Raw genomic sequence first — 12,915 nt, 5'->3', positions numbered from 1 at the left:
ATAAGGTCCTGCGCCGGTAGGCGGACAAGAGCCAATCGAGATGGTTGGTGCACATGGTTGCAAGCAACGCATGTCGGTTCCTGCGCAGCCCCCACCATACCCACTTGACGATTGCGACGTGTTGTCAGTCGCTCCTGGTCTCTGCCGCAGTCTCTTCACTGGCCTGCGGCAACGCATCGCGGTTGAGCGAGCGGCTCTCGCGACGCGGCGGAGTAAACGGCGTGGGCTTGGGCACCGTCGGCGTGATATTGCCGTACATCAGCCCCGTCCCGGCACGCACGCTCCCGGCCGCGATCTCCAGGTCCAGGCGCTCGGCGTCGCGGCGACGGATCTCGCGCGCGATCATGTCGGCCTCGTCCTCATCCACACCCAGTTCGACCAGCGCGGCTTGGCCGAAGAGCACCGCGGACTCGAAGGTCTCGCGAATCTGGTAATCCACGCCGGCGGCGATCAGCTGCAGCGAATGCTCGCGGTCGAACGAACGCACCAGCAGGCGCGCATGCGGAAACTCGCGCGTGGCCAGCTCGACGATGCGGTTGGCCGCCTCGCGATTGTCGATGCAGACCGCAATCGCCCGCGCGCTATGCGCGCCGGAGGCATGCAGCACATCCAGCCGGGTGCCGTCGCCGTAGTAGATCTTGAAGCCGAATTCTTCGGCGCTGCGGATCATCTCGATGTCGTTGTCGATGATGGTCACATCCACGTCGCGCGAGAGCAGCGATTGGCTGGCCACCTGTCCGAAGCGGCCGAAGCCGATGATCAGCACGCTGCCGGTCTGCCCGCTGGCCGCTTCCACCCCATCCAGCGACACCTCGGCCGGTGGTGTCAGGCGCCGCTGCAGCAGCACGAACAGCGGCGTCAGCGCCATCGACAGCACCACGATCGCGGTGAGGCTGGCATTGACCTGCGCGTCGATCACGCCGGAGGCGGCGGCCGCGGCGAACAGCACAAAGGCGAACTCGCCGCCCTGCGCCATCAACACGCCGCGATCCAGCGCCTGGCGGTGATCGCTACGCATCAAGCGCGCCACCAGGTAGATGCACGCGGCCTTTCCTAGCATCAGCGCCACCACGCCGGTGACGATCAGCCGCCAATCGGCCACGACCACCCGCAGGTCCAGGCTCATGCCAACGCCCAGGAAAAACAGCCCCAGCAGGATGCCGCGAAACGGCTCGATATCCGCTTCGATCTGATGCCGGAACGTGGATTCGGACAGCAGCACGCCGGCCAGGAACGCACCCATCGCCATCGACAATCCGCCCACCTGCATCAGCAATGCCGCGCCCAGCACCACCAGCAATGCCGCAGCCGTCATCACCTCGCGCGCCTTGGATGCGGCCAGGATACGAAACAACGGATTGAGCAGCCAACGCCCGGCCACCAGCAGTCCAACGATGCAGGCCAGGCCGATGCCGATGTCATGCCAGCGCTGCGACGCCACCTGCGGATCGCCGCTGGTGCCCATCCAGGCGACGATGGCCAGCAGCGGTACGATCAGCAGATCCTCGAACAGCAGGATCGCCACGATCTTCTGCCCGGGCGGCAAGGCGACATCGCCGCGCTCGGCAAGTAGCTGCATCACCACGGCGGTGGAGGTCAGCACGAACCCGGACGCGGCCACGAAGGCCACTGCAGGCGCAAACCCGAGCCCGACGATGCCAATGCCGGTCAGTACCAGCGCACAGACGCAGATCTGCAAGGTGCCGAGCCCGAAGATTTCCTTGCGCAGGCTCCATAGATGCGAGGGCCGCATCTCCAGCCCGATCACGAACAGGAACATCACCACGCCCAGCTCGGCCACGTGCAGGATCGCCTGCGGGTCGTCGAACAGGCCCAGCCCGAAGGGGCCGATCGCCAGGCCCGCTGCCAGGTAACCGAGCACCGAGCCCAGGCCCAGCCGTCGGAACAATGGGATGGCAACCACCGCCGCGCCCAGCAAGGCCACCACGTTGATCAGGTCACTGGAGTGCGAGGTCTGGCTCATGCCTGGATTCTAACGACACCACTGCGCCATCGCCCTGCATCTGCTTGCTTTGATTGCAGCGGTTCTGCGCAGAGGGCTGCCCTGCCCGATCAAGCCCCAAAACGACGAACGACGCCAAAAGGCGTCGTTCGCGATACCACGATCATGAAGCGATCAAGCGCGCGCGTCGGCCTTGGCCAATGCTTCGCGAATGATTTCCTTGGCCGGGCCGCCATGCTTCTCGTGCTCGAGCGCGAAGTGCACGGTCGCCTCGATCAGGCCGATATGCGCGCCACAGTCGAAGCGCCGGCCTTCGAAACGGAAGGCATCGACCTGCTCCTGCTTCAGCAGCTCGGCAATCGCGTCGGTCAGCTGGATTTCGCCCCCCGCGCCGGCACCGGTGGACTCCAGCAACTCGAAGATCTTCGGGCTGAGCACGTAGCGGCCGACTACCGCCAGATTGCTCGGCGCCACTTCCGGCTTGGGCTTTTCGACGATGGCATTGATGCGCCCCTTGCGGCCATCGAACGCGTCGGTGGAAACGATGCCGTAGCTGGCCGTCTTGTCGCGGGGCACATCTTCCACGGCAATCACGCTGCCACCGGAGGCTTCTGCCACATCGGCCATCTGGGTCAGCGCGGCGTCGCCACGGTTCCACATCAGATCGTCGGGCAGCAGCACGGCGAACGGCTCGTCACCGACCACCGCCTTGGCACACAGCACGGCATGGCCCAGACCCAGCGCCTCGGCCTGCGTCACGAAAATGGCACGCACACCGTCCGGCAATGCATGACGGACCAGTTCCAGCTGCTCCAGCTTGCCGGCGCGCTCGAGCTTCTGCTCCAGCTCGTAGGCCTTGTCGAAGTAATCGGCAATGGAGTGCTTGTAGCGGTTGGTAACGAAGATCAGCGTATCGCAGCCGGCCTGGATGGCCTCGTCGACAGCGTATTGGATCAATGGTTTGTCGATGATTGGCAGCATTTCCTTCGGCACCGTCTTGGTGGCCGGAAGAAAGCGGGTCCCAAGACCTGCGACGGGGAATACGGCCTTGCGAATGCGCTGACTCATTACAGTCTTCTGACCTCACGTGCGGGGAATGGCACGACCGTATCAGATCGCGCGTCGACTTTCCGTCGAGCAGCCGCGAAATCCGGCATCAGGCTGCCCAGCACAGTCTCCATCGCCTTGATGTCATAACGGTTAACCGCTTCGCGCAGCCGCGTCACCAGCTGCAGGACCTGCTCGTGCGAGAACTCGCGCACGCCCGCTTCCAGGATCTTGGGATGCGCGGTGGGCCGATAGTCCTCGTCGGAATAGAACAGCGTCTCATGCAGCTTTTCGCCCGGTCGCAGGCCGGTATAGAGGATGGCCACGTCCTTGCCAGGCTGCTTTCCGGCCAGGCGGATCATCTGCTCGGCCAGCAGCCGGATCGGCACCGGCTCGCCCATGTCCAGCGTGTAGATCGCGCCATGCGAGGCGGAGGCCGCTGCCTGGATCACCAACTGGCAGGCTTCGGGAATGGTCATGAAGTAGCGCGTCACGTCCGGATGCGTCACCGTGACCGGACCACCCTGGCGGATCTGCTCGCGGAACAACGGCACCACGCTGCCGGCCGAATCCAGCACGTTGCCAAAGCGCACCGTGATGAAGCGCGTCGGCGCATCGCGTGCGTCCAGGCTCTGGCAGATCATTTCCGCGTAGCGCTTGCTGGCGCCCAGCACGTTGACGGGCTCGACCGCCTTGTCGGTGGAAATGAAGACAAAGGTTTCGATGCGCGCCCGCTGGCAGGCACGCGCCACGTTCTCGGTGGCCAGCACGTTATTGCGCACCGCCTCGCGCAACTGCTCTTCCAGTAGCGGCACCTGTTTGTAGGCGGCGGCATGGAAGACCGCGTCCGGGGTCGCGGTGTTGAGCGCATGCGCCACCACTGCCGGATCGCCGCAGTCGCCGAGCACGCGCACCACTTCGATATCGGGAAACAACCGGCGCAGATCCGAATCGATGGTCAGCAGCGCCAGTTCGTCGATCTCCAGCAGCACGATCCGGCGTGCACCATGTCGGGCACACTGACGGCAGACTTCCGAACCGATCGAACCACCAGCACCGGTCACCATGACGGTCTTGTTGGTCAGCCAGTCGCGGATCAGGCGCCAGTCCGGCGTGACCGGCCTGCGATTGAGCAGGTCCTCGATGGCGACCTCCTTCAATTCGCCGGGCAGCGAGCGACCTTCCAGCACGTTGATCAGCTTGGGCACCATCCGGAACGGCAGGCCCGTGCTTTCGCAGATCGCCACCACCCGCTGCATGCCGGATGCATCCAGGGAGGGAATGGCGATCACCAGCAGCTTGGCGGCGGTTTCCTTGGCGATCGAAGCGGCCTGGTCCAGGTTACCCAGGACATTGATGCCCTGGATCTTTGCGCCATGCAGGTTGTTCGCGTCGTCCAGGAAGCCCACCGGCACGAATGCGCCGGTACGGCGCAGGTCACGAACCAGACCCTCGGCAGCGCGGCCGGCACCCAGAATAAGTACGCGCTGGGCGGCATCGCCGGAGTGCGCGATCTGGTAGTCCTTCCAGGCGCGGTACAACAGGCGCGGGGTGCCGAGCAGCGCCGACAGGGCAAATGGATAGACCACCAGAACCGACAACGGCACGCCATCCAGGCGGTCGTACGCCAGTGCAAGCACGATCGCGACCAGGCCAAGGAAGCTCGACTTGAAGATATTCCACAGATCGGGCACGGAGGCGAAACGCCACAGCCCCCGGTACAGCCCCATCTTCCAGAACACCAGACCCTGGGCCACCAGGACCACGGCGGTGCGCCAATCCCACAGCGGGAGCTCCGGCGCGTCGCGCAACATCGAGTAGCGGCCGGCATGCAGCAGCTGCCAGCACACCCAGACCATCAGCAGGTCATGTACCACCACTGCCGTCTGCGGCAGCGCCTTGGTAAAACGGTCACGCCAGGAAATCATAAAAATCCATTATTCGTAATCGCGCAATCCGGCGCGCAGAAAATACCAACTGGCGGCAACGCCCAGGCCCCAGACAACTGCCCCGGTGACCTGCAGCCAAGCCCCATCATGACGAAGTAACACATACAAGCAAATGGCAGTGACGCTGAAAGCGAAGTAAACGCCAGTCACCGGAACGTGATTCGCAAGCCGGCGCGCCAGACGCTGATAGACATGCTGGGAGTGCGGCTCCCACCAGCGTTGCCCGGTGAGCATGCGAGACAATAGCGTGAAGCCGGCGTCTACAAGAAAGGCCGTCAGGGGGATCCAGCCGATCCACCAGCCGACTTGCCCTGCTGCCACGCTCAGCGCAAGCAAGGCGGCCAGCACATAGCCCAGTGCACCGCTGCCCCCATCGCCAAGGAAGATGCGTGCGCGCGGGAAGTTGAACGGGAGAAATCCCATGCATGCCGCGGCCACTGCCACCCCAACCAGCGACCAGGCCGCGGGAACCACCGCGGCGAATGCCAGTGCGGCCAAGGCGGCCTGACTTGCCGCCAAGCCGTTGATGCCGTCCATGAAGTTCCAGACGTTGATCAGCACCACGCAGGCGGCCGCGCTGAGAATGCCGTCCACGACACTGCCGGTGTAATGCGTGACCAGCCATCCAAGCGAGGCCGATGCGACCAGGTGAATTGAAAAGCGCAGCCTGGCCGACAACGGCCGATGGTCGTCCCACCAACCGACCCCGGCGACCAGGATCAGCCCGGCGGCGAACCAGCCCACTGGCAGGCGTGACGCCGGCCAGAGCATGCCGGCGACCACGCACCCCGAAAGGATCGCCGCAACGATGGCCATGCCGCCGCCGCGTGGAGTGGCGACCGAATGGTTTCGTCGCTCGCCCGGCTGGTCGAGCAGACGGCGATGCAGTGCGTAGCGTCGCAGCAGCCACGTTCCAAGCGCCGCAATCGTCAGGTGCAATGCGCACCACAGCCAGAGAGAGGGCATCACCGCGCCCTGCGCTCCAAGCCGCTGGCGCCATGCATAGAAGCAATCGCAGCGGGCAGAATCGCAGGAGACGACGTCATGCCAGCGTGCACGGCGATGCCAGCACTGCCTTGACCTCGCCGCCCAATGCCGGGGTCCAGCAACGATGCCACCCACCGGGCCGCTGGAGCAGCAGTTGCCTGGCTCCATCGCCGACGACGGCGACGGCTTGGCTCAACGCCGGCGAGATGCCACGCGCAATGTCCGGAAAGCTGCGACACGTCCTAGACCACCGCGTAGTTCAACAGCGGCTTGACCGTGCCCCATTCCTTGCAGCTCGGGCATTGCCAATGGTGCGTCTTGGCACCGAAACCGCAGCGCGTGCAGCGATAGCTGGGGTTGCGCACCAGCAACTGGTCGGTGATGTGCTTGAGATCCTGCAGGGTTCCGACCGGATCGCTGCCTTCGGCCAGGGTCAGGTCGATCAGCGCGGATTCGCCACGCACCGATGGACGATCCTTGAGCTGGCGACCGAGGTAGGCCAATGCAGGCGCCACGCCGTCCTGCGCTTCCATCAGCTGGGTCAGTGCCAGCACCGGCGCGATGCCGCGATAATGCTCGGTCATCTCGGACAGGAAGTTGCGCGCGCCGGCGATGTCGCCCACCCGGCGATACGCCGCCATCAACGCCGGAATGATCTCCGGCAGATATTCCGGGTCGTGCCGCGCCGCGCGCTCGAACGCACGCACCGCCGCTTCGTCGTGGCCGCGCTCGGCCTCGATGCGCCCCTCCAGGATACCGGCCCGCACGGAAGTGCCGTCGGCCTGGTAGGCGCGCGCGATCGCCTGCAGGGCCTCATCGGCCTTGCCCAGTCCGCGGTAACGGTCTGCCAGTTCGCATTCGAACTGGGAAATCAGCTTGCCCATCGGCTCGCCAGTGACTTCTTCGTAGCGGGTGGCGTTGTCGATCGCCTTTTCCCAGTCGCGTTCGGCCTGGTAGATACCGATCAGATGGCGCAGCGCCTGTGGCGCACGCTGATCGAGCTGCGCCAGTTCGGTGAACACCGTTTCGGCGCGGTCCAGCAGACCGGATTTCATATAGTCCTCGCCCAAGGCAAGCAAGGCCTGGACGCGCTGTTGGTCGGTCAGGTCGCCGCGCTGCACCAGCCCCTGATGCAGACGGATGGCGCGGTCGACCTCGCCGCGGCGGCGGAACAGATGACCCAGCGCAACCTGCGTCTCGAAGGTTTCCTTGTCCAGCTCGGCGATGTGCAGGAACAGCTCGATCGCTTTGTCCGGCTGCTCGTTGAGCAGATAGTTCAAGCCGCGAAAATACGTGCTGGACAGACGGCTGACCTGGGTATCGCCATGACGCTGGCCACCGCGTCGACCGACGATCCAGCCACTCAGCGCCGCCAGCGGCAGGAACAGGAAAAACCAGAACCACTCGGTCAGGAAGTCCATACGTACTTAGAGTCCATCGAGAGGGCGCGGCTCGACGGCAGCAGGCGCAACAGGCCTGGCGTCGGCACGACTGACCGCGACAGCCTTGTTTGCCTGACGCAGCTTGGAATAGAGGGGAATGACCACGCTGACCAGCACCATGCCCGCACCGATCAACACACCGACCAGCAGCGCGACGATGATCGCGACCCCGGAGGTCGTATGCACGCTGGAAAACAGGAAATCGAGCGTGACGTCCTGGGAATTGACCGCACCGATGATCAGGCCGACCAACAGGAATGCCAACATCACCAGCAAGCGAAACACCTTCATCGCGAGACTCCGTCGGGAAGGGGCCTAGCTTAACCGAGCCGACATAAACGCAGCGGTGGAACTGCCGTCAGTCTGCCGCATCGGCCAGATCGACCGGCACCACGGAACTGACCCGCTCGCGCAATTCCTTGCCTGGCTTGAAGTGCGGAACATGCTTGCCCGGCAACGCGACCGATTCGCCGGTCTTGGGATTACGCCCCAGACGTGGCGGGCGGTAATGCAGCGAGAAGCTGCCGAACCCGCGGATTTCGATCCGGTCACCATCGGACAGCGCATGCCCCATCATCTCCAGCAGCGACTTGACTGCCAGATCCACATCGTCCGACTTCAGATGCGCTTGGCGTCGCGCCAGGATTTCAATCAATTCGGACTTGGTCATGGGAAGACTTGCTTTTTTCGACTGACACATCGGAATCGGCCCGGGCAAGCCCGGGCCGTTCCATCACGCTCGCAAGAGCGCTAGCGCTTACTCGGACTTGTTGTTGTTCAACTGCGCGCGCAGCAGCGCACCCAGCTGAGTCATGCCGCCCGACGCAGCGGAGGACTGGTATTCCTCCAGCGTTTCGCGCATTTCGGCATCGTCCTTGGCCTTGATCGACAGCTGCAGGGTGCGGCCCTTGCGGTCCATGCCCACGAACTTGGCTTCGATCTTGTCGCCGACCTTCAGGTGCTGGGTCGCATCGTCGACGCGCTCGTTGGCGATGTCGCGTGCAGCCACGTAGCCTTCGATGCCATCGGCCAGGTCGATCGTGGCGCCCTTGGCATCCACTTCACGCACCGTGCCTTCGACCTTCGAACCCTTCGGGTTGGACGCCATGTACTGACCGAACGGATCCTGCTCCAGCTGCTTGACGCCCAGGCTGATGCGCTCGCGCTCCGGGTCCACGGCCAGAACGACGGCTTCCAGCGTGTCGCCCTTCTTGTAGTTGCGCACGACGTCTTCGCCGGTGGTGTTCCAGCTGATGTCGGACAGGTGGACCAGGCCATCGATGCCGCCGTCCAGACCGATGAAGATGCCGAAGTCGGTGATCGACTTGATCTGACCGGACACCTTGTCGTTCTTCTTGTGGGTCGCAGCGAAGGTTTCCCACGGATTGGCGGCAACCTGCTTCATGCCCAGCGAGATGCGGCGACGCTCTTCGTCGACGTCCAGCACCATCACTTCGACTTCGTCACCGACCTGCACGACCTTGGACGGGTTGACGTTCTTGTTGGTCCAGTCCATCTCGGAGACGTGCACCAGACCTTCGACGCCCGGCTCGATCTCGACGAACGCACCGTAATCGGTGACGTTGGAGACCTTGCCGAACACGCGGCTGTTGGCCGGGTAACGGCGGGCGATGTTGTCCCACGGATCCTCGCCCAGCTGCTTCAGGCCGAGGCTGACGCGGTTACGCTCGCGATCGAACTTCAGCACGCGCACGTCCAGCTCGTCGCCGACGTTGACCACTTCGGACGGATGGCGCACGCGCTTCCAGGCCATGTCGGTGATGTGCAGCAGGCCGTCGATACCGCCCAGGTCCACGAATGCGCCGTAGTCGGTCAGGTTCTTGACGACACCCTTCAGGATCGCGCCTTCCTGCAGCTTGTCCATCAGCTGCTCGCGCTCTTCCGAGTGCTCGCTCTCGACCACTGCACGACGCGACACGACCACGTTGTTGCGCTTGCGGTCCAGCTTGATCAGCTTGAACTCGAGTTCCTTGCCTTCCAGGTAGGCCGGGTCGCGCACCGGGCGCACATCCACCAGCGAACCAGGCAGGAACGCGCGGACATCCTTGATGTCCACGGTGAAACCACCCTTGACCTTGCCGCTGATGCGGCCGGTGATGGTTTCGTTCTTTTCCAACGCTTCTTCGAGCTCATCCCACACCATCGCGCGCTTGGCCTTCTCGCGCGACAACACGGTCTCGCCGAAGCCGTTTTCGATGGAGTCCAGCGCAACCTTGACCTGGTCGCCCACGCCCACATCGATCTCGCCAGCGTCGTTACGGAACTGCTCGATCGGCACGATGCCTTCGGACTTCAGGCCAGCGTTGATCACCACCACGTCGCCGCGCACTTCCACGACGGTACCGGTGACGATGGAGCCCGGCTTCAGCTTCGCCAGATTGGCTTGACTGGCTTCGAACAGTTCAGCAAAAGATTCTGTCATTTGGATTTACTCAGTTGAACACACGGGCGCCGATCGTCGGATTGCGACAGAGACGGACCGCCCAGCCTGTTGGTCGACCCCAACAACGAGTCGGATTGGAAGTAGTAGAACCGCCGCGCGGGATGCGCAACGGAGCTTTGGAACGCCTTACGGTCGGCGGGACTAGCCCGCTTGCGGAACGCTTACGACGGCGTGCGGGAGGACAACACCCCGACCACACGCTGGACGACATCCTCGATCCCGATTCCGCTGGTATCGATCAGCACGGCGTCTTCGGCCGGCCGCAATGGCGCCACAACCCGCTGCGCATCTCTGGCATCTCGGGCCATGATCTCGCGCAGCAGGTCGTCAAAGATAACCGAAACACCCTTTTCCATCAACTGTTTATGGCGACGGCCCGCACGTTCCTCGGCACTGGCGGTCAGGAAGACCTTGAATGCGGCATCGGGGAAGATCACCGTCCCCATGTCGCGACCGTCGGCAACCAGTCCGGGCGCGCGCCTGAATGCGCGCTGGCGCTCCTTCAGGGCACTGCGCACCTCGGGAATGGCGGCAATCGCCGAGGCCAATGCACCGGTGGTTTCCAAGCGCAATTCGCTGGTGGCATCGACACCGTTGACCAGCACCCGCAACCCCGCCTCGCCCGCATCATCGAACTCGACCCGCGTATCGAAGGTGCAACGCACCAGTGCCGCCGGGTCGGATACGTCCAGATCGGCCCAGCTCGCCGCCACGCCCACCGCACGATAGAGTGCCCCCGAGTCCAGGTAATGCCAGCCCAGGCGGGCGGCGACGATCCGGCTGACAGTACCCTTGCCGGCACCGGAGGGACCATCGATGGTGAGGACGGGGGACAGGTCGGTCATTCAGGTTTCCGGAAGGGCATCAGCCGCTAGTGTAACGCCGCCCGCCGCCATTGCGCTGCAACCACTTGAAAGCACGACGAAAAGCCGGTTAGAATCGCCGGCTTCATTGCGAGTGCACCCTCGAACCGTGGGCACTCTTCCCATCGAACCCAACCGTTTACACCGAGGTGTGCCATGAAAGTCCTGTCCTCCCTGAAGTCTGCGAAGACCCGTCACCGCGACTGCAAGGTGGTCCGCCGCCGCGGCAAGGTCTTCGTGATCTGCAAGTCGAACCCGCGTTTCAAGGCGCGTCAGCGCTAAGCCGTTGCGGCGCGTGCACGACCCGAGAAAGCCGCCCTCCGGGCGGTTTTTTCTTGGTCGACGCGCGACTGCCGGCCAGGCAGCCGACCGGACCGTGAAGGCATGGTCGCCCGCCCTGACGTCGGCCTGCACCAGCAGGCGCGGCGCGACCGGCAGCAACGCCTGTCGTGGTTTTTTGCTGTAATCATCATCTGAACATTGTCCACTGGGGAGTAGATGACATGCGCAACCGTTTGTTTGTGATGCTGACAATCGCGCTGATGGGGATCAGTGCGGTCGCTTCGGCCGACACGCTGCTGATCGATCGTGCACAGCAGAAACCTGCCGCCGCCCTGCCCTTGCGTGGCGACAGCATGAGTCAGGTGGAGAGCCGCTACGGCGCGCCACAGCAAAAGCTCGATCCGCGTGGTGGCCAGAAGCGCCAGTGGCCGACGATCCATCGCTGGGTCTACCCCGCGTTCACCGTGTACTTCGAGAAGAGCAAGGTGATCGATGTGGTGGCCAACCAGGCCGACGCCAACGAGATCGGGCCGAAACCGCCGATCAAGTAAGCGCCGCCATGCTCGGTCGCCAGTGCGTGCAGGCCTCTGCACGCCGCACCGCTGGCACGACCGTCCCGGATGTCGGCCTGCCTCCGCCGTCAGCAACCGGATATGTGTCGCTGCGACGCTGCACCAAGGCCTGACGCATGCGTGTGCGTCAGGATCGCAAGAGCCTGCACACGTGTGCAGGGAATCGATGAACCTCCGGGCCGCTGCCCGGCACCAAGATGAGTACTGCCAGGCATGACCGACCGTCTTCGTTTCCCCGCCGAATGGGAACCCCAATCTGCCGTGTTGATTGCGTGGCCGCACGCCGGCACCGACTGGGCCGAGCGCCTGGCCGAGGTGGAAGAGACCTATATCGCGCTGGTGACGGCGATCGCCCGCTTCGAGCCGGTGATCATCTGCGTGGCCGACGACGATCTGCAGATCTATGCCGAAGCGCGGCTGCGCTCGGCGCGGCTGGACATGACGCGCGTGCGTTTCGTGGTGGCCGCCTATAACGACACCTGGCTGCGCGATTCGGGCCCAATCACGCTGCGCCAGGATGCCGGCTTCCGGCTGATGGATTTCCGCTTCACAGGCTGGGGCGGCAAGTTCGAAGCCAGCCTGGACGATCAGCTGGTGGGGGCGCTGGATGCAGCGCAGGTGTTCGTGCCCGCGCCGGTGCAGACGGTGGATTTCGCGCTGGAAGGCGGTGCGATCGAGACCGATGGCGCCGGCACCTTGCTGACCACCTGGAAATGCCTGCACGAGCGCCACCCGCAGCGCAGCCGCGAATCGCTGAGCAGCGATCTGGCGACCTGGTTGGCCCAGGATCGCGTGCTGTGGCTGGATCACGGCTACCTGGAAGGCGACGATACCGATGCGCATATCGACACGCTGGCGCGTTTCGCCGGCCCGGATGCGATCGTCTACCAGGGCTGCGATGTCCCCGGCGATTCGCATTACGCCGAATTGCAGGCGATGGGCAGTGAACTGGCCGCCCTGCGCACCGCCGATGGCCAGCCGTACCGCCTGTTCGTGCTGCCGTGGGCGCAGCCGATTCTCGACCAGGGCCGCCGCCTGGCCGCGTCGTATGCCAACTTCCTGATCGTCAATGGCGCGGTGCTGATGCCGGCCTACGGCGATCCGGCCGATGCCGCCGCGCAGGCGGTGCTGGCCGACGCCTTCCCGCAACATGAGATCGTGCCGGTGCCCTGCCGTGCGCTGATCTGGCAGAACGGCAGCCTGCACTGCCTGACCATGCAGTTGCCGGCCGGCTTGCTGGCTGCCTAGATGTTGCGACCGTCGCGGCGATCCAAGCGACGCGTCGTTCCTGTTCCGGCCGGCAGGCCGGTGTTCCGCCACGACGCGCTACCTTAGCGCGTCACCCA

Annotated in this window: 12 protein-coding genes; 3 read left to right on the top strand and 9 right to left on the bottom strand. The window is 64.3% G+C overall.

The window, feature by feature from the left end; all coding sequences use genetic code 11:
* Positions 1-124: 124 nt before the first annotated feature.
* The 9 genes from ACCQ05_RS10030 to cmk form a co-directional block, all read right to left on the bottom strand.
* The gene (locus tag ACCQ05_RS10030; protein WP_372393669.1) at positions 125-1,984 is read right to left on the bottom strand and encodes a monovalent cation:proton antiporter-2 (CPA2) family protein; all 1,860 of its coding nucleotides are present in this window, start codon (positions 1,982-1,984) and stop codon (positions 125-127) included.
* 153 nt (positions 1,985-2,137) lie between these two features.
* Positions 2,138-3,031: a UTP--glucose-1-phosphate uridylyltransferase GalU gene (gene galU, locus ACCQ05_RS10025; RefSeq protein ID WP_104544110.1), complete on the bottom strand. Its 894-nt coding sequence runs from the start codon at positions 3,029-3,031 to the stop codon at positions 2,138-2,140.
* Positions 3,031-4,938 carry a polysaccharide biosynthesis protein gene (locus ACCQ05_RS10020; RefSeq protein WP_228963056.1) on the bottom strand — a complete coding sequence of 636 codons (1,908 nt, stop codon included), beginning with the start codon at positions 4,936-4,938 and terminating at the stop codon, positions 3,031-3,033. Before ACCQ05_RS10020 ends, galU begins: the two co-directional genes overlap by 1 nt.
* 9 nt (positions 4,939-4,947) lie before the next feature.
* Complete coding sequence (locus ACCQ05_RS10015; protein WP_228963062.1) at positions 4,948-5,925, bottom strand: MraY family glycosyltransferase; 978 nt, start codon at positions 5,923-5,925, stop codon at positions 4,948-4,950.
* Positions 5,926-6,188: 263 nt separating this feature from the next.
* The gene (lapB, locus tag ACCQ05_RS10010; RefSeq protein WP_064510731.1) at positions 6,189-7,367 is read right to left on the bottom strand and encodes a lipopolysaccharide assembly protein LapB; all 1,179 of its coding nucleotides are present in this window, start codon (positions 7,365-7,367) and stop codon (positions 6,189-6,191) included.
* A 6-nt stretch (positions 7,368-7,373) separates the two neighbouring features.
* Positions 7,374-7,679 carry a lipopolysaccharide assembly protein LapA domain-containing protein gene (locus ACCQ05_RS10005; RefSeq protein ID WP_104544104.1) on the bottom strand — a complete coding sequence of 102 codons (306 nt, stop codon included), beginning with the start codon at positions 7,677-7,679 and terminating at the stop codon, positions 7,374-7,376.
* A 67-nt stretch (positions 7,680-7,746) separates the two neighbouring features.
* Positions 7,747-8,058, bottom strand: coding sequence for an integration host factor subunit beta (locus ACCQ05_RS10000; protein WP_228963057.1), 312 nt, complete (start codon positions 8,056-8,058; stop codon positions 7,747-7,749).
* 87 nt (positions 8,059-8,145) lie between these two features.
* Positions 8,146-9,831: a 30S ribosomal protein S1 gene (gene rpsA, locus ACCQ05_RS09995; RefSeq protein ID WP_104544102.1), complete on the bottom strand. Its 1,686-nt coding sequence runs from the start codon at positions 9,829-9,831 to the stop codon at positions 8,146-8,148.
* 182 nt (positions 9,832-10,013) lie between these two features.
* On the bottom strand, positions 10,014-10,697 hold the full coding sequence (cmk, locus tag ACCQ05_RS09990) for a (d)CMP kinase (RefSeq protein ID WP_064510729.1): 684 nt from the start codon (positions 10,695-10,697) through the stop codon (positions 10,014-10,016).
* Positions 10,698-10,871: 174 nt separating this feature from the next.
* On the opposite strand from cmk, the gene ykgO reads away from it, so the two are divergent.
* The 3 genes from ykgO to ACCQ05_RS09975 all read left to right on the top strand — a co-directional run bounded on the left by ykgO (position 10,872) and on the right by ACCQ05_RS09975 (position 12,817).
* A complete protein-coding gene (gene ykgO / locus ACCQ05_RS09985; RefSeq protein ID WP_005913193.1) occupies positions 10,872-10,997 on the top strand; it encodes a type B 50S ribosomal protein L36 in 126 nt (41 codons plus the stop codon).
* Positions 10,998-11,218: 221 nt separating this feature from the next.
* Complete coding sequence (locus tag ACCQ05_RS09980) at positions 11,219-11,548, top strand: hypothetical protein (protein WP_228963058.1); 330 nt, start codon at positions 11,219-11,221, stop codon at positions 11,546-11,548.
* Positions 11,549-11,782: 234 nt separating this feature from the next.
* The gene (locus ACCQ05_RS09975) at positions 11,783-12,817 is read left to right on the top strand and encodes an agmatine deiminase family protein (protein ID WP_228963059.1); all 1,035 of its coding nucleotides are present in this window, start codon (positions 11,783-11,785) and stop codon (positions 12,815-12,817) included.
* Positions 12,818-12,915: the final 98 nt, after the last annotated feature.

Source organism: Xanthomonas sp. NCPPB 3582 (assembly GCF_041475735.2).
GTDB lineage: Bacteria > Pseudomonadota > Gammaproteobacteria > Xanthomonadales > Xanthomonadaceae > Xanthomonas > Xanthomonas codiaei.
The sequence above is the reverse complement of the archived record's forward strand: the minus strand, read 5'-3'. Positions and strand labels throughout refer to the sequence as shown.